At 47.3% G+C, this 23,472-nt stretch carries 21 protein-coding genes; 10 read left to right on the top strand and 11 right to left on the bottom strand.

The features are described 5' to 3' along the window. Nucleotides 1-88 precede the first annotated feature (88 nt). From qoxD to pdxR, 5 genes are all read right to left on the bottom strand, one after another. On the bottom strand, nt 89-376 hold the full coding sequence (gene qoxD / locus M2277_RS14470) for a cytochrome aa3 quinol oxidase subunit IV (protein WP_006209801.1): 288 nt from the start codon (nt 374-376) through the stop codon (nt 89-91). A gap of 1 nt (nt 377) precedes the next feature. Then, complete coding sequence (qoxC, locus tag M2277_RS14465) at nt 378-974, bottom strand: cytochrome aa3 quinol oxidase subunit III (RefSeq protein ID WP_006209802.1); 597 nt, start codon at nt 972-974, stop codon at nt 378-380. Then, nucleotides 971-2,914, bottom strand: a complete 1,944-nt coding sequence (gene qoxB, locus M2277_RS14460; protein ID WP_006209803.1) for a cytochrome aa3 quinol oxidase subunit I — start codon at nt 2,912-2,914, stop codon at nt 971-973. The genes qoxC and qoxB overlap by 4 nt, the downstream gene beginning before the upstream one ends. Before the next feature lie 63 nt (nt 2,915-2,977). Continuing rightward, nucleotides 2,978-3,982 carry a cytochrome aa3 quinol oxidase subunit II gene (qoxA, locus tag M2277_RS14455; protein WP_006209805.1) on the bottom strand — a complete coding sequence of 335 codons (1,005 nt, stop codon included), beginning with the start codon at nt 3,980-3,982 and terminating at the stop codon, nt 2,978-2,980. Between the two features lie 445 nt (nt 3,983-4,427). After that, nucleotides 4,428-5,873 (bottom strand): MocR-like pyridoxine biosynthesis transcription factor PdxR, encoded by a 1,446-nt coding sequence (pdxR, locus tag M2277_RS14450; RefSeq protein WP_280755031.1) that lies wholly within the window; start codon nt 5,871-5,873, stop codon nt 4,428-4,430. 134 nt (nt 5,874-6,007) lie between these two features. On the opposite strand from pdxR, the gene M2277_RS14445 reads away from it, so the two are divergent. The 6 genes from M2277_RS14445 to M2277_RS14420 all read left to right on the top strand — a co-directional run bounded on the left by M2277_RS14445 (nt 6,008) and on the right by M2277_RS14420 (nt 10,564). Beyond that, complete coding sequence (locus M2277_RS14445; protein ID WP_280755030.1) at nt 6,008-6,628, top strand: LysE/ArgO family amino acid transporter; 621 nt, start codon at nt 6,008-6,010, stop codon at nt 6,626-6,628. A gap of 108 nt (nt 6,629-6,736) precedes the next feature. Next, nucleotides 6,737-6,871 (top strand): hypothetical protein, encoded by a 135-nt coding sequence (locus tag M2277_RS14440; RefSeq protein WP_280755029.1) that lies wholly within the window; start codon nt 6,737-6,739, stop codon nt 6,869-6,871. A gap of 36 nt (nt 6,872-6,907) precedes the next feature. Then, nucleotides 6,908-7,588, top strand: coding sequence for a GNAT family N-acetyltransferase (locus tag M2277_RS14435; protein ID WP_280755028.1), 681 nt, complete (start codon nt 6,908-6,910; stop codon nt 7,586-7,588). A gap of 80 nt (nt 7,589-7,668) precedes the next feature. Continuing rightward, on the top strand, nt 7,669-8,481 hold the full coding sequence (locus M2277_RS14430) for a sugar phosphate isomerase/epimerase family protein (protein WP_280755027.1): 813 nt from the start codon (nt 7,669-7,671) through the stop codon (nt 8,479-8,481). A gap of 623 nt (nt 8,482-9,104) precedes the next feature. Then, on the top strand, nt 9,105-10,025 hold the full coding sequence (locus M2277_RS14425; protein WP_036638185.1) for a D-Ala-D-Ala carboxypeptidase VanY: 921 nt from the start codon (nt 9,105-9,107) through the stop codon (nt 10,023-10,025). Beyond that, entirely contained in the window at nt 10,022-10,564 is a 543-nt protein-coding gene (locus M2277_RS14420; protein WP_280755026.1) for a VanZ family protein, read from the top strand. The genes M2277_RS14425 and M2277_RS14420 overlap by 4 nt, the downstream gene beginning before the upstream one ends. 382 nt (nt 10,565-10,946) lie before the next feature. Here M2277_RS14420 and M2277_RS14415 read toward each other — a convergent pair whose 3' ends face one another. Then, complete coding sequence (locus M2277_RS14415) at nt 10,947-11,081, bottom strand: hypothetical protein (protein WP_255308657.1); 135 nt, start codon at nt 11,079-11,081, stop codon at nt 10,947-10,949. Nucleotides 11,082-11,342: 261 nt separating this feature from the next. On the opposite strand from M2277_RS14415, the gene M2277_RS14410 reads away from it, so the two are divergent. Further along, nucleotides 11,343-11,756, top strand: coding sequence for a hypothetical protein (locus tag M2277_RS14410; protein WP_006209819.1), 414 nt, complete (start codon nt 11,343-11,345; stop codon nt 11,754-11,756). Between the two features lie 117 nt (nt 11,757-11,873). On the opposite strand, the gene M2277_RS14405 is transcribed toward M2277_RS14410, so the two are convergent. Next, nucleotides 11,874-12,785, bottom strand: a complete 912-nt coding sequence (locus tag M2277_RS14405; protein WP_280755025.1) for a phosphotransferase — start codon at nt 12,783-12,785, stop codon at nt 11,874-11,876. A 234-nt stretch (nt 12,786-13,019) separates the two neighbouring features. Between M2277_RS14405 and M2277_RS14400 the strand changes: the two genes are divergently transcribed. Next, nucleotides 13,020-13,334, top strand: coding sequence for a DUF1904 family protein (locus M2277_RS14400; protein WP_006209822.1), 315 nt, complete (start codon nt 13,020-13,022; stop codon nt 13,332-13,334). 245 nt (nt 13,335-13,579) lie between these two features. After that, the gene (locus tag M2277_RS14395) at nt 13,580-16,681 is read left to right on the top strand and encodes a hypothetical protein (protein ID WP_280755024.1); all 3,102 of its coding nucleotides are present in this window, start codon (nt 13,580-13,582) and stop codon (nt 16,679-16,681) included. A gap of 104 nt (nt 16,682-16,785) precedes the next feature. On the opposite strand, the gene M2277_RS14390 is transcribed toward M2277_RS14395, so the two are convergent. The 4 genes from M2277_RS14390 to M2277_RS14375 are packed head-to-tail and all read right to left on the bottom strand — an operon-like array spanning nt 16,786 to nt 18,881. After that, on the bottom strand, nt 16,786-17,322 hold the full coding sequence (locus tag M2277_RS14390; RefSeq protein ID WP_006209825.1) for a phage tail protein: 537 nt from the start codon (nt 17,320-17,322) through the stop codon (nt 16,786-16,788). A gap of 16 nt (nt 17,323-17,338) precedes the next feature. Next, the gene (locus M2277_RS14385) at nt 17,339-17,836 is read right to left on the bottom strand and encodes a phage tail protein (protein ID WP_006209826.1); all 498 of its coding nucleotides are present in this window, start codon (nt 17,834-17,836) and stop codon (nt 17,339-17,341) included. A 29-nt stretch (nt 17,837-17,865) separates the two neighbouring features. Further along, nucleotides 17,866-18,375, bottom strand: a complete 510-nt coding sequence (locus M2277_RS14380; RefSeq protein WP_148247523.1) for a phage tail protein — start codon at nt 18,373-18,375, stop codon at nt 17,866-17,868. Nucleotides 18,376-18,407: 32 nt separating this feature from the next. Further along, nucleotides 18,408-18,881 carry a GNAT family N-acetyltransferase gene (locus M2277_RS14375; RefSeq protein ID WP_051449125.1) on the bottom strand — a complete coding sequence of 158 codons (474 nt, stop codon included), beginning with the start codon at nt 18,879-18,881 and terminating at the stop codon, nt 18,408-18,410. 341 nt (nt 18,882-19,222) lie between these two features. Between M2277_RS14375 and M2277_RS14370 the strand changes: the two genes are divergently transcribed. Beyond that, nucleotides 19,223-23,467, top strand: coding sequence for an Ig-like domain-containing protein (locus tag M2277_RS14370; protein WP_280755023.1), 4,245 nt, complete (start codon nt 19,223-19,225; stop codon nt 23,465-23,467). Nucleotides 23,468-23,472: the final 5 nt, after the last annotated feature.

Here is a 23,472-nt window from a genome sequence, read left to right as displayed (position 1 = left end):
TTTTGGGACGGCCCCTTCTATGTGGATGAAGCGTTCGCGCAATGCGATACGTTCATCGGTTAATCTGTAGCTCGGCTATTGCCGGTTGTTATGCATACCATCCCCATACGAAGATGAAGAGCGTTCCGAAGATCGTGACAAGTCCAACAAACAGAGCGAACGCAATGTTGATATAAACGGATTTCTTGTCATCACTTTCGCCAACGTGCATGAACAGCATGAGCTGAACGGCAGCCTGCAGTATCGCGGTGACCAGCAGGATGGCAAATTTCGAAGCTGTCGGCATATCCAACAGAACCACGAGTGCAACAGCTGAAAGGACGAGAGACGATATATAACCCGCTACATGCTTAATAGGAAACAGCTGCTTAATCATGTCACATCAGTCCTTTCAGGTATACAAAGCTGAATATGAAGATCCACACAACGTCCAGGAAGTGCCAGTAGAGCGAGAAGATAAAGGACTTGTTGGCTGTGGAATGATCCAATCCATGCTTTTTAAGTTGAATCAGAATGGCAGTTCCCCACAGGAGACCAAAGGTAACGTGAGCTCCGTGAGTCCCAAGCAGTGTAAACAGGCTGGACGCAAATGCGCTGGTAGAGAGTGTAACTCCTTCATGCACATAAGTGAAGAATTCAAAGATCTCGATACCAAGGAATCCTGCACCCAGCAGCAGGGTGATGACCATAAAGATCATCATCTGCTTTTTCAGACCCAGACGCATCGCATGAACAGCCAATCCGATGGTGAAGCTGCTCGTTAAGAGCAGGAAGGTCTCAAGTAGAACCGGTGTTATTTCAAAGATTTCCGCTCCGCTCGGACCGCTGGCGAAGCGGTTAACGAGAACGAAGTAGACGGTAAACAAGGTAGCAAAGAGCGCAATTTCAGCTCCGAGGAACAGCCAGAATCCGAAGATACGATTGCGGTTTTCCTCTGTTCCATATTCCAGCGGCTGAGTGGCATCTATTTTCATACCGTATCACCCCGCAGTTTCTGTTCGGTTTGAACAATCTCTTCAACCGGAATGTAATATCCGTGATCACGGTCAAAGGACATGGTAGCCATTATAATCAGCACCGCGACACCAGCCACGATGGATGGAATCCACCAGCTGAATACCAGGAAGAAGCCGAGGAAGAAGAAGGCAATACCCAGTATAAATGGTTTTCCGGTGTTGCTAGGCATGTGAATCTTCGTGATTTTCTCATCTGAGAGCGGTTCGTTGTTTTTCTTCGAGAACCAGTAGGCATCACGGCCTTTTACTTGTGGTGTGACAGCAAAGTTATATACAGGAACCGGGCTTGGCGTTGACCATTCCAGAGCGCGTGCATCCCATGGATCGCCTGTTTTGTCGCGCGGCTCGTAACGTGTACTCCAGTAGATGTTATATACGAGAATAACAAATCCGATTGCCAGACCGACCGCACCTACCATCGACAGCATATTCAGCGGGCCAAAGCCGGTTTCAGCTGAGTACGTGTACGTCCGGCGAGTCATACCCATCAGTCCCAGGAAGAACATCGGGAAGAAGGTAACGTTAAACGAAATGGCAATGAACCAGAAGGCAATTTTGCCAAGTTTCTCATTCAGACGGAAGCCGAACACTTTAGGGAACCAGTAATGGAAACCGGCAATGACGGCAAATACGGCACCTGGAATGAGCACATAGTGGAAGTGGGCAACCAGGAACATCGTATTATGATACTGATAGTCGGCACTGGCCATCGCCAGCATAACGCCGGTAACACCGCCGATCGTAAAGATCGGAATAAATGCCAGTGAATAGAGCATCGGTGTCGTAAAGCTTATTCGGCCTTTCCTCAGCGTAAAGAGCCAGTTGAATATTTTGACCCCGGTCGGCACGGCAATCGCCATCGTTGTGATCGAGAAGAAGCCGTTGACCATAGCGCCTTGACCCATCGTATAGAAATGGTGGGCCCAGACCAGGAAGGACAGAGCTGAGATGATAACCATACTGAAGACCATGGAACCGTAACCATACAGGTTCTTCTTGGAGAAGGTCGATATAATCTCACTGAATATCCCGAATGCAGGTAGAATAACGATATATACCTCAGGGTGACCCCATACCCAGAACAGGTTGGCCCAGAGCATATCCATACCGCCGTTGGACATCGTGAAGAATTGTGAACCAAACACGCGGTCGAACATCATAAGCAATAGCGCAATCGTAAGTACCGGGAAAGCAAAGATAATGATGACACAAGTGATCAGCACGGACCATGTGAACATTGGCATGCGCATGAGTGTCATACCTGGTGCACGCATCTTCAGGATCGTTACGATAAAGTTAACGCCTGTAAGGAGCGTACCAATCCCTGATATCTGCAGCGCCAGAGAGTAATAATTGTTGCCAACCGTCGGACTGAACTCGATACTGGCCAGCGGGAAATAGGCGGACCAGCCGGCATCCGGCGAGCCTCCAATGACAAAGGAGATGTTGAACAGCATCGCACCGGCGAAGAATAGCCAGAAGCTGATTGCGTTCAGTTTAGGGAATGCTACGTCACGGGCACCGATCTGGAGCGGAATGATAACATTCATCAGACCGAAGATAAACGGCATGGCCATAAAGAGAATCATAATGACTCCGTGAGTTGTAAATACTTCATTATAGTGCTGACCCGTCAGAAATTTCATTTCCGGTGCAGCGGTCTGCGCACGCATCATCAAGGCGTCAACGCCGCCGCGGAACAGCATGATCAAGGCACAGATGATATACATAACGCCAATTTTTTTGTGATCCACGGTGGTCAGCCATTCCCGCCACATATATCCCCACTTCTTGTAATAGGTCAAGCCGAAGAGGATTGCAAGCGAGACGAGAACAATACTCACCATGGCGCCGTAAATTAACGGATCACCGGTAACGAAAAATTCGTCCCATTTCATAAGAGCCTAGCTCCTTTCTGGATGTATGAAGTAGATCGGGTGAACAACGTTTCACTCACCGATTTAATGTCCATCATGTTGATGATTTGGGCTTTCTTCAGCCGGGAAGTTCGGCAGCGGCTCGTTCGGATCCACGTTCGTTTCGCTGTCAAATTCCGTTTCTTCCGTTGTAGCAGGATCCGGGTGGACGTCTTTATGGTCCTGATGCTCCTCATTGCCATTGACATCACCGCCATGGTGATGATCTTCGGAAGGCGGCGGGCTGAATTCAAGGTGCGTGTTGGAGAAGCTCATTCGACCGACATGCGCGGTTTCCAGCAGCTTCTTAAACTCATCTTCCTTCAGCTCAGGAGCAGTTTCCTTGACATCTTGAACCCACTTGTCATACTCGGTCGAAGACATTGCAAGCGCCTCGAACTCCATGTGTGCGAAGCCTTCGCCGTTGAAGTTCGCGTTACGGCCCATCATGGAGCCCGGTTCGTCGGCAACCATGTTAAGCTTCGTAATCATGTCGCTCATCGCATATTTCTGGCCATGAAGCTGAGGGATCCAGAAGCTTGAGATTGTACCGAATGAGTACAGACGGAATTCAATCGGGCGATGTGTTGGAATGTTAACGTAATTCACCGTTTCGATTCCTTCTTCCGGATAGCTGAAGTGCCATTTCCAGTTCGAAGAGGAAGCGTAGATGACTAGCGGCTCTTGGTTTTCATAGCCTTCCGGCACATTCTCCACGGCCACCGTCGTTTTGACGGTCACAACCGAGAGGACGGCAACAATCAGGATCGGAATGGCGGTCCATAATATTTCCAGCCATTTATTGCCCTCTTCATGTGGCGGTTCGTAACCTTCGTTGGATTTCTTCGCTCGATATTTGGTGAGCATGAAGATATAAAGCGCATAAACTACGGCCAATATTCCGACCATCATGAGAATGGAGAATATGATTGTATCGGATAGGGTTCTGGCAGCCGGTCCTTTCGGATCCAATACCGTGAGTGAGCTGCATCCCGATAAGAGCAAGGTGAAGCTTAATAACAATGCAAATAACGGCCCTCTTTTGTTCATGATGTACCCCTTTCCTTGAAACGGCTTCGTTCAAATGTTTCTAACACATCTATAGTAGAAAGTTCTGATTGGCTTTGCAAAACACATAAAATTGTATAATTTACATATAAATCCACATTCGTGTCAATGTGTGTAATTTTATGTGTTCAATTTGTTACAAAAGGATTGGTGTGTGAGGCAAATCATTGTAGTGGTGCGGTTTAAGCGCAGTTCATACTTTGTTCAAATATTCACGAGTGTTACCAGTTTCGTCACAATTCCGGGCTGGTTTTTGCCTTTAATAGCCAATCTGGAGACAGCATAAATCCTAGTATTTATAAGGGTTTAGAGGTGTATGTATGTTTTTTCACAATGATAAACGTCAGGCACAATCACGAATCCGTTTAGGTGAATACAGGGCCTTCTCCCATGGTTGATGACCATGGAAGGGGGCCTTTTCTTATGGTTATGTATGGAGACGGATAAGCTCGGCCAGCTTGATGAGTCCGCTCTCCAGTTGATTGCAGGAGGCATAGGCATAGGAAAGACGAAGATGCTGCTGGTCGCTGCGGTCATAGATATTACCGGGGTTCAACAGGATGCCCTCCTTCAGGGCTTGTTCAAATAAAGGACGTATGGAGATAGGTTTGGTGACGTGAAGCCAGATGTAGAACCCGCCTTGCGGTATGTTCCACTGGGCAATATCGTGGAAATATTGCTTGAGAATATCGAGCGTAAAATCTCTGCGACTCCTGAGCTCCGCTCGGATCTGCATGAGATGCAACTCATACATCCCGCTCGACAACCACTCGGCGACTGCGTGCTGGGAAAGTGCGCTGGATCCGTAGTCGGTTTGCATTTTGATATCGGACAGCCGGTCGATTACCGGCTCGGGACCCACAATCCAGCCGATGCGAAGGCCGGGGCCAAGCGTCTTGGACATACTTCCCATGTAGAGCACAAGCCCTTGCTGGTCCAGCGCTTTCAGAGACGGCGGAGAGGGGGCATCAAACCACAAATCCCCGTACACATCATCCTCTATGATGGGCAGCCTTTCCCTTGCACATATTTGAAGCAGCTCCGTTCGCCGCCTGGAAGACATCAGCGTTCCGGTCGGATTATGAAAGGTAGGAATCGTGTAGAGCAGGGCAGCATTGTGTTGGCGCTTAAGTCTCCCGATCGATTCCGTTCTAATGCCGTGCTGATCCATAGGAATCCCATGCAGAAACATGCCTGCAGACTGAAACACATGAATCGAGTTCAGATAAGAGGGGTTCTCTACAAAGATGGCGGACCCCTGGTGCAGCAAGCCTAATGAGATGAGCTGCAATCCCTGCAGTCCACCGGAGATGATCAGAATGGATGACGGGGTGGCATGAATTCCTTTCTTTTTCAGATAGTCACTAATGATTTCTCTTAAGTAGAGGCTCCCCTTCGGCTCGGAATATCCCAAAGAGAGTTTGCTGGCCATGCTGCCGCTGAAGATCTCCCGCATCTGGCCAGTGGGAAGCAGCTCCGGCGAGAGCTCTCCTGTACCGAGCCGGATTATATCCGGATCGGTTTCCGAACGGTTGATCTGCTGGATCATATGGATGTTTGGCTGGTAGGAGCCGGATTTCACATACTGATTCCAATCTGGCGGAGGCGTGGCGGCTAATAAACTCCAGGTATTGTTGGCGATGACCGTCCCTTGTCCAACCTTGGATTGAATCAAGCCGTCCGCGGCAAGCTCGCCCAATGCATAAACGATGGTGCTTCGGTTTACCCCAAATTTGGCAGCAAGGTCTCTCTGCGTCGGAATCCGGGTCCCGACAGGCCATTCCCCGTTCATAATTCTGTTCTTCATGTAATTGTAGATCTGCTGATGCAGCGGTATGTCGGAGGACTTGTTTAATTTCCATTCTTCTGTCATAGGAAACTCGCTTTCGCCACGTATTTTGTTCATTATAATTCATTGGTTGGGTTTCGTGCCAACCAATTGGTTGGAGACGTTGCTGGGATCGACCCTTACAATGGTGAAAATATCCGCAGGAGGTTAGGTTTCATATGATAGGCGTTATCCTTCATGGGTTCATCCTGGCACTAGGTCTTATTCTTCCATTAGGTGTGCAAAATGTGTTCGTATTTAATCAGGGAGCGGTTCAGCCTCGCTTCGCTAAGGCGCTGCCCGTTATCATCACGGCGGCTCTGTGCGACACGCTGCTTATATCCTTAGCCATTTTGGGCGTATCCGTGATCGTTCTGGAATATGACTGGATCCGAATGGTGTTGTTTACCTTCGGGATCGGATTCCTGGTTTACATGGGATTCGTAACATGGAAGGCAAAACCTTCGGAGCAGCAACAGGAAGCTGCTCGTTCGTTTACGACGAAAAAGCAAATTGTTTTTGCCATATCCGTATCACTGCTGAATCCGCATGCCGTGCTGGACACGATGGGGATTATAGGCACAAGCTCGCTGCAATATTCAGGTACGGACAAGGCCATATTTGCCATTGCATGCATTGTTGTATCCTGGCTGTGGTTCCTGGGCCTTGGTATTGCTGGCAGGTCGGCGGGGAGACTGGATTCGTCGGGTAAGCTGTTACCCGTGATGAACAAGATTTCGGCATTGATTATGTGGGGAACAGCGGTTTATCTGGGGGTTGGTTTGATGGGCGTGCTGTGATTTTTTCTCTAAAGACGTTTATTCCTTTGTCCTTGGCATCTCGTAACCTTTATAATGAGCCTAATTCTAGTCATGATCTATCAAAAAAAGGAATAAGGACGGTGGGTTATGGAATACAGGTTGGTAAAGGCTGACCCTAAGGCGTTCTCGAAATATTTTGCTACCTATTACAAAAATATCTGGTTTAGACCGAGCTGGGCGGAGTTTGCCAAGATTCTATCGGATTCGGACGATGGCTACTAGGTACTTTCAGGCGATGACAAAGCCGCGGGAGTTTATTTGAACGACGAATCTATCGGACTAGTATTCGGAATACCGCCATATTCCATTACCTCTGAACTGATCAGAGAGGTCAAGAACCATGCCCTTCAATCTTGGAGTTTGGAGGAGCATGATCTTCATGCATACAATGTCCTTGATGAACAGGAGTTTGCTTTTCGGGAAGCGGATTTTGTACAGGTTGAATCCAGGCAGTGCATGATCCGGCCGACCGAACAGCTTGAAGCATCCTTCGATGTTAACTATATTGCGAGAGTACCTGCAAGAAAAGATATCTCTGAACTGGTTGAAGTGTTTAGGAAAGCTTATGCCAATGGTCCGGACGAACGGGAAGTCGGAGTCTATATGAATGATACAGTCCATTATTTTGATCAAATAGATCCCAAGCTGCTGCAGGCATCCTCTCTAATATATGATCGAGCATCTGAAGAAATGGCAGGTGTATGTTTGATTTCCTTATGGGAAGGGTTGCCCCTTGTCTACAGCATTGCAGTAACAGCTGAGCATCGAGGCAAAGGTTTGGCAGGCGCGATGCTGGAGAGGGCATTAACCGTTCTGGAGCCGCAGCACCCCCTGCTGCGCCTCTTTGTCACTTCGGGAAATCGAGCTGAGCAATTGTATAAGAATAAAGGCTTCCTCTCGGGAGGGAAATATCACCATTTGAAATACACCCTCAAGTAAGAATTCATATATGGTAATGGTTTGGAAGTACGGTAAACTAGGGGTAGCTTGAGTCCAACTTTGATGAAGGAGGTATGGCGATGAAGATTTCGATTGGCGGTTATTCTTTTTTCAATACGTTCCTAGAGGGAAAGATGGATGTGTTCGGTTATCTGGAGACGGTGAAGTACCGGTATCGTATGGATGCGGTTGATCTGTGGAATGGTTTTTTTATCGATCGGAGCGACCCCGTATACAAGCTTGCTGATGAGAGCTACATTCGTAAAATTAGAGAAGCGCTCGATGAGAAAGAGATGAGGGTGGTTAACTTTGCTGTAGATGGAGCACATCTATGGGATCCTGACCCGGACATCCGTCAGAAACTGTATGAAAATGCGCTTGTTCATCTGGATGCAGCTGAAATCTTAGGGGCTGAAACGGTGCGGATCGACACAGGCGGCAGTTATCAGGAATCGGAACCGATGTCGGACGAACAATTCGAATATACCGTCAAGCGCTATCAAGAATATGCGGATCGTGCTGCGGAACGGGGGTATCTCATCGGTCCTGAAAATCATATGGGCGCGTCCCTCTTGCCGCGAGAAATGAAACGGATTGCGGAAGAGGTCGATCATCCGGCATTCGGCTTTTTGCTTCATCTTGGCAGATGGAAAGCAGATGAGACTGCGGGGGATGAGATGGTTGCGCCATGGGCAGTACATACTCATTTTGATGCGAGGACGGTGCTCCTTCCTGATGCGGAGGACAAGGTACGGAGTTTGCTTGCAGGTGGATACCGTGGTTACTGGGGTGTGGAATACAATGCGCCGGGAAACCAGTATGTGGAGATGGAATGGATGATTGGTGCCGTTAAACGAATCGTGAGTCTTGCCAGCAGGGTGGATGAGGTATGATGCAAACCTTGAAAGGCTTGATTGCTGGCGGACCGAGGGGGCGTTATATGGCAGGAAAAAATGGAGTTGAAACACGCAGCGGACATGAGGGGCGTTATTTATTGGAATAGTGGGAGATATCGCGTTTATAACGCCGTATAACGTTATGGGTGTCCGTAAGATTGTAAAAGGTGCTCTTTTGGCCTCTATAGCAGCGGTCTGGTCCGTTAGATTCAGCGGAAGGTCGAACGAGAACATAAGTCATAATCTACCTGCCTAGTGCATCACCAAAAGCCGATTCCATTTAGAATCGGCTTTGCTGTGTTCACGGCTCCCGGCAGCATGAGGATACTCTGAAGCCGACTTACTTGCTCCGTTTAAACGGGTTGTTGTACAGTTTATGCCGCATTTCCATGCCATCCATCGTGACAAGGCCCGAATCAATCTCATAGAAGCGAGTGAGGAGGTTGATAATGGTTGTTTTCCCGAAATAGTTACCTAGTTAAACCATCCGCTTCAGCCTTGTCAAAGGAAAAGAGGCTTGTGAAGCTCACATTACTTAAGAAAAACTTTAACTTTTCTCTACTTTTCCTTAAACTATATTTTTTAAGCTGGATAGACAAAGTTAGAGGGAGATGTTGAAGTTGAAGAAGGGTTTGATATTGCTTGTTATATTCCTGCTGGTCGGGTGTGAGTCCATTCTAACGGACGCCCCTAATGCGAATGAAGCGAAGAACAAAGATGGGCAAGAAGCGAATGCCGATTCCGCCACTCGAAGTGACAACCACTCCGACGAGAACGATTCCAATATAGAGACTCAAACAATCCATGTGACAGCTGAGCAGGTGACCCGGGGAAATCTGGTCTTGGTTAACAAGGAACATCCGCTTGATGAGGGAGCGGTTCCAACGGATATCGTGAAGTTGTTTCAGGAACAAGATTTGATGAATGGTTATGTGCTTCTGGACAACACGATCCGGTTATCGCGCAGCGTTGCGCTGCAGTTCCGTGAGATGGTTGATGCGGCCGGTGAAGACGGAGTCCATCATTTCATGATCAGCAGCGGGTACCGGGACACCGAAGAGCAGGAGGTGCTTTACCGTGAAAAGGGTTCGGATTATGCCTTGCCTCCCGGCTACAGCGAACATAACCTTGGTTTATCCATGGATATCGGATCGACGCAGATGTCGATCGATCAGGCGCCCGAAGGAAAATGGCTGCAGAAGCATGCGTGGGAGTTTGGGTTTATTTTGAGATATCCCCCGGATAAGACCGAGATTACAGGCATCCAGTACGAACCATGGCATTTTCGTTATGTAGGACTGCCGCACAGCATGATCATGAACGATCTGGGTTTGACATTGGAGGAATATCTCGATTATCTGAAGAATTCATCCAGCTACAAAACAACCGTTGAAGGGAAAAAGTACGAAATAACGTATGTGCCCGTCACAACGAAAGACATTGCGCTTGAGATTCCGGTAGGAAGCGAGTATGAGGTATCTGGAAACAATATCGATGGAGTCATTGTAACGGTGAACCTCAGTCAGGATGATGGGGAATGAAGCAACCGCATAAATGGATCATTCTAGGGCTGTATGTCGTATATTTATACGTGCTGGTCAAGGTGATCTTGTTCAAATTCGGTTCCGTGGATATCTCATTTCTGTGGCAGCAGCTGCAACGGACGATGGATAATCCCGAATATATGCAGGCGCGATTGCAGTTTGCCAACTTTACGCCTTTTGAATCAATTAATCAAAATATGAAGCGGCTGCCGAGCCCGCACGATGTCATGAACCTCTTTGGTAATATCGCTATATTTATGCCGAATGGCATATGGATTGGTTTAATGATCAGAAGCAAATTCCTCGGGTTCTTCGGTTCGTTCCTGATTTCCCTGGGGTTAAGCCTGGGACTGGAATGCTCGCAAATTGTGTTTTCCATGGGAAGTTTCGACGTAGACGATTTAATTCTCAATACGGCCGGCGGTGTGCTTGGATACGGACTGTATGTGATCTTCCGGTCGATCTATGCAGGTCTGTCGGTATTCTCTGCTGGAACGCCGGGCGATCTCCATACGGTGAACAAGTCCAAACCATAAATTAGACGTAATCCATGAGTGACTTGGATTTATATTGGAAACTATAACGCGAGCAATTTTAATGATAGTAAACATGTTGATTGGGAGTCGCAGGGAACAGTTATGGTTCAGAGAGCTGTTGCGGTGGTGCATGAAGATCGAGTGTCACAAGTTGTACCAATTATCAAAAAAGAGCAGCCGCGTGTATGACGTGACTGCTCTTTTTATGCTATTTTAGTTGATTGTACAGGGCTTCCGCCCATTGGGTATGGAGCCTATGCTCGGGTCCAGGATTCAAGGGCGAGACGATTTTTAACGTATTGTTATCAAACGTGCCCATAAACCAATCAGGTGCATCCGTTTCGCCTACAGCCTGAGTGCCGCGCCAATATCGATTCGAATATCAACATATCTGGTAAAAATCAAGGGAGATGGATTGGCGAATCCGCTGGCGGTACTCATCATACGTATCCTCAAATGTGCGCTTGGTTCCCTGATCATCCGGATAAATAGGGAGTTTGTCATGAGCTCTAGACATGGGTAAGAACCTCCTCTTGACCTTACAGTAAATTAGACACCGGAGGGAGGCAAAAAGCCACAGTGACAAAATATTTTCAGAGGCGAAATATGAATCGTTTATATAGGAAAGCTTCGATATGAGGGGAACTCAGAGTGATTCAGCTTGGTAAAACTAGGTTTTTGATCTATTTATATATCTATCCTATAAAGGCACAAGAAAAAAAGGCAAATTTGCATATGATGTCATAATCATGAGAATGGAAAGCGAGGTGATTATCGTATGTCTTCAAAACGCGTAAGGAAATCCAGGACTGTCCCCAAATCTGTACCTGCGTCACAGCATTGGGTAGGTCAACCGGTTGTGGTCGTTCTCAAAGACGGCAGTTATTATATTGGTGAACTGAGTCAGATCGAAGGTCAGGCAGTAACTCTATCAGGGCTCCGCGCCAACAACAAGATGCCGGCTTCGATTGCCCGCAGCGGGGATAAAGCGCAAATTTCCGGCTTTTTGAGTGCCTTGTTCGGAGGTCCGCCAAGCGGACCGGCAGCTGAAGGAGCAGTGGAAGGAGAGGCTGTTGCAGCCGGAGGCGGTGGTGGAGGTTTTGGATTTTTGGGACAGATCGTGCCTCACATTAAATTGGGAATGAATGTCATTAAAACCATTATGCCATTAATGGGGATGTTAAAAATATAATAACGGCGATTCGTAGATCCGTGATCAAGAAGCTTGAAGGGGTTCAAGCTTCTTTCTTATGCGACGTGTTTTTGCGAATTAAGCATCGGACCGAATGCCGTTCCGGCTAACTATCGATCAATCGGCCAGAGCACGTTGAATAATCGATTTGGCCTCCTCTGCAATGGCTTCATCCTTATCGTCCACAGCCTGCATAAATAGTAGCATAGGTATGTATACCGCAATCATTCGTGCGAGAATCTTCGTTTCATCGTCCACTTCACCATAGATTTCATAAAAAGCCTGTCTTGAGGCTGGAGGCAAGTAACTGTACGCGATGCTGAGGTCACAGGCCGGATGTCCGATGTTCACGTCGCCCCAATCGATAATGCCCGCAAGTATGCCCGAATCGTCCACTAACATGTTCTTAAAATGCAGATCGCCATGGAGGAGAACCTGTCGGTGTTCCACTCGTTCCAGGGTGATCCCTTGCAAATAGTTTGCGATTTCGTCTAGTTCCTCTTGCGTGATATAAAGGTTAAACCGGGATAGAAAATCCAGCATTCTCTCTTTGCGTCCAGCCAGGTCCGTCAGATTTCGCTGGTCAAACAATATTCCTTCTTGCTGTGCGACTTCCACAGGGAAAACGTGCAGGTTCTTCAGGAACTTGGCCAGAGCAGCTGCAGACTGCGCGCGTGCATTGTCCGATATTCCAATCGGAAATTTACCCGGTATATAGGAGTAACCGAGAAAGGGAGCTGGATAGTGGGTGCTCTCTTTCCCGAAGAAGAGGGGCTTGGCATAAGGCACTGTAATATAGCCTGCCAGCTTAGGTAGAATTCTTGCTTCGGTTCTCAATAAATCAACGGCTACCTGTCGTCTGGGAAAGCGAAATACATACTCATCGCCTACACGATATACGGTGTTATCCCATCCGTTCCCGATTTCCCGGATCGGCAGAGAGGCTAGGCGGGGAAATTGGAGGTTTAACAGCTGCTGCACTAACGGTTCTGTAACTTCCCATTCTGCATCCCATAGATTACGACCCATGCTCAACTTCAACTCCTTATTTAGTAGATTGAACGCTTACACTCATCCAGTCTATAGGTTCGATCTTTACATGGCAACTTATATGATAGCTATAGCTGAACTTTACCAGGCGATGAGTGGATCTGAATCATAGTGATTCCTTTCACAATAACAATATTGTATAGTAGGGATAGAGACAAAAGTCACTCAGAAGACATCTATAAGACAATAAATTGACGAAATGAAGGGATTAGAGTGCCATATTTACGCTTTAAAGGTTTTCCAGATGTATTTCTTGAAGAAATAACACCTAAGGTTGTTGACGAATTCGCGGGTATTGTTCAAATTCCGCAAGAGATTGTGAAGATCGAGCTTCTTCCTTATCAGATCATTACGAATACGCCATTATCCGTGGAAATTCTGATGTTCCAGAGAGCGCAGGAGGTTCACGATGCGGTGGCAGCCAGCATTCATGGCATACTGTCGGAGCACGGGTACCGAAACGTACATATTTTCTTTGTGATTCTAAATCGGAATCTTTATTATAAAGAAGGAAGGCCATTAGAATAAAAAGAATAACAATAGAAAATGAGTACACCCCAAACAAGGAGACTGCTGCAGTTTCCTTGTTTTTTTGATGCAAGTTGCGAGGTTAAGCCATCGAAAAAAATATATATTTATGGATAAAATCCCCTTACAATTAGGTATATAGTGACAATTATCACCATTCCGAAGTTTATCTTGTGGAATTTATGGACCTAAAGAAGGGGGATTGTCACACAATTTATGAGACTTAGGGAGGAGACCCACCACAGATGGAAGTTATGGAAAGAACAAGCCAGTCGTTATATTCCGGTGTCCAGCGAGGCAAAAAAGAGGGGGACATCTATCTAACGGCTACCGATTTAAATCTAACGCAGGATTATTTATCCGATTCATCGGCTCACTATTGGATTCAGGCCGATACTATTCATCTTGTCGGATCGTTAAGCTTGCCCGGGCGTAATCTGACGCTGAATGCAAGAATCATTTCTTCTGATGGGAATGTGTCGATTAGTACGTCAGGAGCCCCTGTCCCTTCGGATCAGGACTTTGTACAGGAACCCAAGGCTGATCCGGGAATGAAGGCGATCAAGAATGGGGATCGTGGTGGAGATGGTATGGATGGCCTCGATGGAGGAGCAGGGATGTCCGGCGGACATATGGTGCTGGCTGCGGAACGTTTTGATCTAAAAGGGGAATTAAGGCTCGTGGCTAATGGCAGCAACGGAGGTCGTGGCCAAGACGGAGGAGACGGCATGGATGGCCGGCGGGGTGAGGATGGAAGAGACGCCGAGAAGCACTGGTTTTACGCGAATGATTATTCGACACCGGGTGGTAACGGTGGCGATGGAGGTAACGGCGGTCATGCCGGTCATTCAGGGAATGGAGGAGATGCCGGATGTATTTTTGTTGGATACGTGGTTTCCAGCGGAGAACACAGGATTACGATGGAAAATGAAGTCGGGATCGCCGGGGCACCTACCTTACCGGGAAAAGCGGGAGCGGGAGCTCCGGGTGGGATAGGCGGGTATAAGCTAGAGACTGTTACCGTTGGGAGAACCTCTTCCGTCACCCGGGTAAGCAATAAGAGGGATGCTGGCGGGAAGGACGGCATGGACGGCAAATCTGGGCTTATCGCAACTAATGCGGCTAATGGCGAACCCGCCAAATCCACCGTGGTGCAGATACAATATGATCAATTTTATGGATCGAAGCTAAGTAAAACAGAATTGTACAAAGAATTCTCTCCGATTGATTTGGAAACGGCCTTAGGTGCTTCACTTGAACGCCAAATGCTGACTTTGCATAAGGCTGGATTGGCCTATTTGACGGGGAGTGAGGAGAAGCTCGAAGAATCCGCGAGTCTGCTGGATTGGCTGCAGCGTACAACTCCGGATGAGGCCTGGTTTGACGTGGTTCGAGCTTTGAGCGATTATTCGGCTTTTCAAGGCAGCATGCTGGATGCGTCCATTCAATGGCTGGCACTACGCAACAAGTCCATTATTCTCCTTTCACAGTTGGGACAGGGACTTGATTATTTCAGCCATCCCTGGAACTGGACGCCGTTAATGCCTTTAGATAAGTACCAAGATCTTGGTGGCAATCTAATTACGGCTGCTCAACAAGCTGAAACCTTATATCATGAATATGTAAAGGCTGAAAACGATCAAAGGGGCCGCGTGAAAATATTAAAGGACACCATATCCATTGCAGTAAACCGGATCAACGATTTGGATGATCAAAGGCAAAAATCGATCATCGAACGGGAGCGCTTGGAATCGGAAGCAGACAAGCTGTATGAAAGCATATTGTCTAATGAGAAGCATCTCCAGAAAGTAGCGGAAGAATTTGTACAAGCGCTCAGGAAGAAGCTCGCCCTGGATTCCTTGAAAGCTACATTTGATCTGGTGGTTAACGGTGTGGCACTGGTCACTAACGTAACTCCTGCCATAACGGCGCTCAAAACAGGGGGAGCTATCGCTTCGGCGGTCAGTAATTATTGGAATACAGGCAAATCCATTGTCATTGATGATCCATTCAAAAACACAAAAACGGTGGAAAAAGAAAAGAAGAAGAAGGAAGCGGAGCTTTCCAAATCCATCAAAAATGTGACCACGGTCGTTTCTTCCGGTTTAGCGGTATTAAAGGATGGAGCAGAGCTATATGATTTGATCGGTCAGATGAATGCGGCGCGTGATTCCTTTGGCTATCGTTCATCCATGCTTACGATGTCGCGCGAAAAGTTCGAAAACATGCTGAAGCCGATCTATAAGCAGATGCCGGAGGAGAAGGTCGAGGGATATCGCAAAGCCTTCAATCAATATCTAAACGTTGTCGAAGAATATCAAGGCAAAATACAATCGGTGAAAGCAAAACATCTTGAAGAGGCAAAATGGTTTGCCGAAATGGAACAGCGCCGTGCAGATCAAGAACGGATCCGGCAGGCGATGGGTGATGAGGTGGATGCTGGCCTGCCGCTGTTCCATACGTATATTCTCGATCTCTACAACGGTTTGAAATTGGCATTGACCGATTTTCTGTATCAGGAATACCAAGCGTACCGCTATATGGTGCTTAGTAAGGACTTTTTCCCGTTTATCCGGGATAGTCATGTGGCAGAGCTCGCCCGTATCCATGCTGATATGACCATTAAACTGAAAAATGCGCTGAACGCATCGGAGAATCCGGTGCAGCCGTTTAAAAACGTAACTTTCATTTTGAATGAAGCATCCTTTCCAGAGCAATTCGAAGCACTCAGAGACCATCGAACAGCCTTTTTCCCTTTGTCACTGGAGAACAAACTCATCAGGGAGAAGATTGCAGGCAAAGCTCATATGATGGTCAGTGACTGTCATATTCAGTTGCCGGGTGCCCGGCATTCGGCGGGCAGCATTCACATTGAGTATACACACTCCGGTCACTCCACGTTCCTGGATTCGTATGGCGAGCGTTTTGACTTTGTCCATAACAAAAGCCACGGTTTCTTTGAATATGAAGTGACACCAAGTGAAGATGCGGGCGATGCTGGAGAACCTAAAGAGTACATTGGCAATTTGTCCGGCGGAGCAGTGGGTGATGGGAATAGCCGAATTATGCCAGGCTTATTGTCGATTTGGTCAATTGAGGTCCCACTTGAGGATCGACGAGGTTTTACGCTTAACGAAGGCGTAGATCTCAGTCAGGTGACAAAGATCGTAATGACTTTGGCAGGAAAGGCGGAGGCGTATACCACTCCAAAGGCCCCCACCGGAAAATTGAGCGCCTTTGCAGCGAAGAAACCGATTTCCGAGGCGTTTGCGGATCATGAAATGTTTGGCCTTCCGGGTAATGGAACTGAAGTTGTGCAAGCAGATTCGGTTGTTATAGAACTGTAGAGTTTGCAACCGTCTGTTCAATTGAATCCCTACTGACGGATCTGTAATGTAAGAGGCGCCCATAATGGACGCCTCTTTTTTGAATCTATTGAATGCTTTAAAGCTTAGCCACGAGAAGGAAATTCGCCTTGCAAACAAATGATAAAATTTTGGGCGATAAAAGGCTGCATATTATTATGAGGTAAGGAAGAACCAGCTACCCCCACAGCCAAAGGTGCCATCTGTGTGTCAGCAGTGTTGTTATACAACGGAGGTTGCGGTGCAGTCGGTATAGGTTTGGGAGCTTGGGCCCAGTAAGCATCTTTAGGTGAATTCTGATTCCCGGTTGCAACAATGCCTTGAGGCGTGTGCGTATGAGCGGGAATCTCCGTTTGTGTTAATGTCACCGTCGGCTCACCAAGTTTCTCCCCAACATGCCGCGGCGACAAACCCGTTCCCGTCCCTTGATGTATTACAGCTGAACCCATTAAATTTGGCAATGCAAAGGTGCTCCTCCCATCACCTCCATACTGGATGCCCAGCACAGAGAATAGCGCTGTGTTTTGGGCTATTGACAATAACTGCCCATTACATAAAGCCCAGCCTTTCGGCGCGAAATTGCCTGCAAAAATTCGGATCTCTCCGATATATGCCTCAGCCATAGTATTGTCCTCCTTATTAGTTGCGAGAAGGAAAAATTCCCTCAATCGCAATAGCGTAATTCAAAACCGTGTAAGGCTGCATATTGTTATGGGCTTGTGAGCCACCCGCTGTGGAGAGACTTCCTGAATTCATTGGATTTTGCCCTACTGACGATCCAAATGAGTTTGGAACAGCGGCCCATACATTGTTCAGAGGAGATGCCATCGTCGGATTGGTTTGAGAAGCAACGGCTTGGTGAGTATGTATTGGCATCTCATTAGATGTTAGCGTATGTGAAGCTTCACCTTGGGCAGAGCCCAGCGGGATGGTTTGGGAAACATGAATGGGGACTCGGCCACGGTAATCAGGAAGTGCAAAAGTAGAAACTCCATTTCCCCCGTAGACGGTGCCGAGCAAAGAGAAAAGGGCCGGATTGCTGTTAATCGACAGTATTTGTCCTTCACAAAAAGCCCAGTTTCTGGGGGCGTAGTTATTGGCGAACAATCGAATCTCGCCCAAAAAAGGTTCTGACATGCGCTTACCTCCTGAATTTGTATTTTGTTTTAAGGTCGAGGCGGGAAAGTGCCTTCTAGAGAGATAATGAACGAGATGACAGTCGAAGGCATCATGTTGTTATGAGGCTGATTTCCACCAGTTGAATATACGGCGGTGTTATTCATATTCACTGTGCTGACTCCGGTTGCAGTGGAATATATTTTGCGTGGTGAATCAGCCCATGTTGCATTCGTTGGAGTCGAGGAGATCGTGGAGGAGTCCGAGGCTGTGTATACCTGATGCGTATGTGCCGGAAGTTGATTTGAATTTAGTGTAACCTCCTGAGCCCCTGCTTTTTGTCCCCTTGCATACGCAGTACTTGGATGAACGGCAACTCTGCCCTGTAAGTCGGGCAAGGCAAAGGTGTTCTGGCCATCTCCGCCATAAAGCGTACCGAGTAGGGTGTATAGAGCTTCATTTCCAGCAATAGATAGTATTTGTCCATTACACAATGCCCACCCTTGAGGGGCAAAATTTCCCGCAAACATACGAATTTCACCTAAAAAAGCTTCACTCATTTGTTCTCACCTCGCCAAATTATGATTCAGACCTACTTTGTTTTTGAAGCACGCCATTCCATTACCTGATGAATACCCTCGCTGTGTACAGGAACAAACTCAAGCTTCTGGTACAAACTCAATGCCCTGTTCATAGGAAGTACGCTTAAACGAACAGCTGCATTGGCATGAGTTGCCCGATGTTGTAAATCCATGATCAAACGAGTCCCTATGCCTTGATTGCGGTACTCCGGAAGAAGAGAAATATCAATTAGCACCCATCTTGCTCCCTGATCAAGCACATATATTTGACCGACAGGCGCACCATTGTAACGGACGATCATACGAATGGCATCTGGGTAAGAAGAAGCATAAGACATGGTTTGAGCTCTCCATTGCATACGCAAAAACTGCTCCTGCTCTTCTACTCCCCAGCCCCAATTTTGTAATTCGTCTGCTCGAGTCAATGAATACAATTGAAACAAAAAGATCTCATCTTCAGGTCTTGCTGCAACTGTATCAATCAATGTTTATTTTCTCCCTTATTTAAGAGTAGGGGCTGCAACATCGTTGTCATAATTTGTTTATAACAGATGGGAAAGGGGCTGTCATTAAAATTTTGTGATTTTATATCGAATAATGGCGAATTATGTTTCTGAGATTATGGAATTAGAATATGAAAGGTAGATTGAAGTGGGCTAAAAGTCTTTACATTGTGAGAAAAGTCCCTAATTTTATATTTACCTTAATGAGAGTCTCGTTTATGATGAAAGTAATTTCCATTTCCTTCATTCACAAAGCCATCATCGGGAAATGAATAAGGCAATGAGTGAACTATGCCAAATACACTTAAATATGGGGGGCGGGTATGTTTTCAAGAAAAAGAGGGTTGAATCGTTTCATTCAGAGTTCGTTGGCAGGCATGTTGCTTTTTAGTTCTATTAGCGGTGGGATTTTCTCTTCCAAAGTTAACGCTGCTAATTGGAGTAATGTGCATCACGTACCGGGTAGTCTGCAGACATTTGTGGAGTACGGCAATGGTAAATGGATGTCGCTGGGTTATTATCTAGACTATCATGTGTCTACTGATGCTGTGACATGGGATAATCGTAATCTTGGGATGACATTAGAACCTTCTAATGTCAAATTTCTGAATTCAACTTGGTATCTTACTGGATCCGATGGAGTTTATAAAACCAATGATCCCGTAACGGCCTGGACATCTTTGGATTCAACGTTAAAAAACACACATATCAATGATATTGCTTACAGTGCGGACACCAATCGTTATGTATTAGCGGGACAAGACAAATTGTATTCATTCATAGGAAATAGCAAACCGGAAGTGGTGTATACCGACAATTCAGTCCCTAATTTCTACAGAGTAACGTACGGTGATGGGGTGTATATTGCCACAACCTATATGGATGGAGAAGCCACCAAAATTTATCGATCGACTGATGGATTAAGTTGGGCGCAAGTCTACACAACAAATCGAGGCCAAGCGATTTTTGATATTGCGTACGGAAATCATGTGTTTGTAGCGGTAGGAGAAGCCGGTCAGGCCTACGTGTCTAATGATGGCATATCCTGGACGAAGGCAACGGTTCTGAATTACAACGGAATGGGCCTAGCCTCAGTGACCTATGCCGCAGGTAAATTTTATACAGTCAGCACAAATGAAAGAGTAGCAAGCTCACGAAATGGAGTTGATTGGCTTGAGGAATGGAGTCAAGTTTCCTCGTCCATTGATTTTGCTGACATTGGTATAGGTGGAGGACGAGCAGTCGCCGTAGGCTATGACAATCTAACTTATGACGGTCATATTAAATCAGCTCCTGTCCCAGTGGTAAACAGCGTGACGGTCAGCCCGGCCAATGCAACCGTCGTGCAGGGAGGAACGGAACAGCTGACTGCAACAGTGAATGTCAGCGGCGGTGCGGCGCAAACGGTAACGTGGAGCAGCAGTGACTCGAGCGGCAATGTGACCGTGGATGGGAACGGAAAGGTGAGTGTGGCTTCTAACACAACTCCGGGCCAGTACACGGTTACGGCAACTTCGACCGTGGACAGCACGAAGTCCGGCAGCGCCACGATTACAGTCACCGCGGCGGCAGTGGTAAACAGCGTGACGGTCAGCCCGGCCAATGCAACCGTCGTGCAGGGAGGAACGGAACAGCTGACTGCAACAGTGGATGTCAGCGGCGGCGCAGCCCAAACGGTAACATGGAGCAGCAGTGACTCGAGTGGCAATGTGACCGTGGATACGAACGGAAAGGTGAGTGTGGCTTCTAACACAACCCCGGGCCAGTACACGGTTACGGCAACTTCGACCGTGGACAGCACGAAGTCCGGCAGCGCTACGATTACAGTCACCGCGGCGGCAGTGGTAAACAGCGTGACGGTCAGCCCAACCAGTGCAACTGTGGTGCAGGGAGGAACGGAACAGCTGACTGCAACGGTGGATGTCAGCGGCGGCGCGGCGCAAACAGTAACGTGGAGCAGCAGTGACCCGAGTGGCAATGTGACCGTGGATGGGAATGGATTGGTGAGTGTGGCTTCTAACACAACCCCGGTCACGTATACGGTTACGGCAACCTCAACCGTGGACAGCAGTAAGTCCGGCAGCGCCACGATTACAGTCTCCGGGGCGCCAGTGATAAATAGCGTGACAGTTTCTCCGGCCAATGCAACTGTGGTGCAGGGAGGAACGGAACAGCTGACTGCAACGGTGGATGTCAGCGGCGGCGCGGCGCAAACGGTAACATGGAGCAGCAGTGACTCGAGTGGCAATGTGACCGTGGATGCGAACGGATTGGTGAGTGTGGCTTCTAACACCGTCCCGGGCCAGTACACGGTTACGGCAACTTCGACCGTGGACAGCACGAAGTCCGGCAGTGCCACGATTACAGTCACCGCGGCGTCAGTGGTAAACAGCGTGACGGTTTCTCCGGCCAATGCAACCGTGGTGCAAGGAGGAACGGAACAGCTGACTGCAACAGTGGATGTCAGCGGCGGTGCAGCCCAAACGGTAACGTGGACCAGCAGTGACTCGAGTGGCAATGTGACCGTGGATACGAACGGAAAGGTGAGTGTGGCTTCTAACACAACCCCGGGCCAGTATACGGTTACGGCAACTTCGACCGTGGACAGCACGAAGTCCGGCAGTGCCACGATTACAGTAGTCAGTGATATTGATGTGTATACGGTAACGATAAGCCATTTGAATGGCGGCCATATAACAGCTACCCCTTCTGTTGCTTCAGCAGGCAGTGTTATCAGCTTGAACATTGTACCGGATTTTGGTAAGAGACTGAAAGTTGGATCACTGAAATACACTTTCAATTCCACGGACTTCCCCATCACAGATGGAAGCTTCGTCATGCCAAGTGGGGATGTAACCATTAGTGCTGAGTTTGAGGATATATCAGAAAGTTTGCCTGTATTGAGTATTGTTGCACCTTCCTTTACGCCTGTAACAGTTGGTTACGAACAGCCTCCAGCAAAGAAATTGATCATCAGGAATACAGGGATGGTCGATACTACGATCAACAGTCTTACATCCAGTGAACCCGGCAAATTTATCGTTGAGGGGAATGGAGGAATTGTAGCTGCAGGTGAAAGTATCGACAGTTGGACGGTACGTCCTGTGACAGGCTTACCAGCAGGAACCCATTCTTCAGTAATAACGGCTGTTTATGGGAATGGAGAGATAGCAACTGCTAACCTGGTGTTGACCGTAAATCCTCCAAGCAGCTCAGGCGGTGGGGAGAATCCAGGAAATTCAGGCAATAACGGTAGCGCTGGTGGTTCTCAAGGCAGCGGAACACCGTCTCCGAATCCGTCACAACCGGATCCAGGTGGTGTGCCTGTAATGATCAATGGCAAGTCAGAGAATATCGGCAAGCTGGAAACGAAGGTCGTTGACCATCGAAAAATAACAACCGTTACTCCTGACTCTGATAAACTGATAGAGTGGTTAGAGAGAGAAGGTAAAAATGCCGTTGTTACTATTCCAGTTGATGTTTCATCTGACTCCATTGTGGGACTGCTGACAGCTAATGTTGTTAAAAGGATGGCAGATCAATCAGCCGTATTGGAGCTGGTTACCCCAATGGCTTCTTACAGAATACATGCGGATCAATTCCCAATTGTAGCTATAGCGGACCAACTTGGGGCAGATGCTTCGTTATCTGAAGTGACAATTGAAATCATGATGTCTAAAGCCCTATCATCAGAAACAAGCCTTGCCCAAAGTGTGTTGAATCGAAAAGGAGTTTCACTTTTAGTGGAGCCTGTTCATTTTACCTTAATGGCTGAGTTTAACGGTGCAAAAATAGAATTAAATCGCTTCACTCGTTATGTTGAACGGGTTATTCCTATTCCAGAGACAGTGGATCCGAATCAAATCACGACAGGGATTGTTGTAGGATTGGATGGTTCCACTCATCATGTACCGACATATGTACAGAAAAAAGACAATCGTTATTATGCAGTGGTTAACAGCTTGACCAATAGTATGTACACCTTGGTCTGGCATCCAGTCGAGTTTGCTGATGTGACAGATCATTGGGCACAGCATGCAATCAATGACATGGGATCACGAATGATTGTTACTGGGATGGGCCAGAATTTATTCGAACCGAATAGGGATATTACGCGTGCAGAGTTCGTGGCTATGGTTGTACGGGCACTTGGTTTGATGCCGGCAAATGGCGAAATTTCGTTTGTGGATGTAAATAAGTCCGATTGGTTTGCTGATTATATCCAAACTGCTCATGATTATCAGTTAATTGAGGGTTATAGTGGTTCTCGGTTCGCACCCATGGACACGATTACTCGAGAACAAGCTATGACTATCATTGCCAAAGCAATGAATATCACGGGCATCAATCCTGACTTATCTCCTGAGCGAGTAAACAGACTGCTAGATGGCTATAAAGATGCAGCATCGATTTCAAGCTATGCTCGAGATCATATAGCCGCAGGTTTAGACCTGAATATTATAAATGGTAGAACAACCAATACCATTCAACCAAAGAGCAAAATCACTCGTGCTGAAGTTGCTACACTACTTCAGAAATTACTCAGGAAGTCGGATTTGATTCAATAATTTAA

This window comes from Paenibacillus sp. LBL (assembly GCF_029893715.1).
GTDB lineage: Bacteria > Bacillota > Bacilli > Paenibacillales > Paenibacillaceae > Paenibacillus_AQ > Paenibacillus_AQ glucanolyticus.
This window is presented reverse-complemented; position numbering and strand designations above follow the sequence as displayed.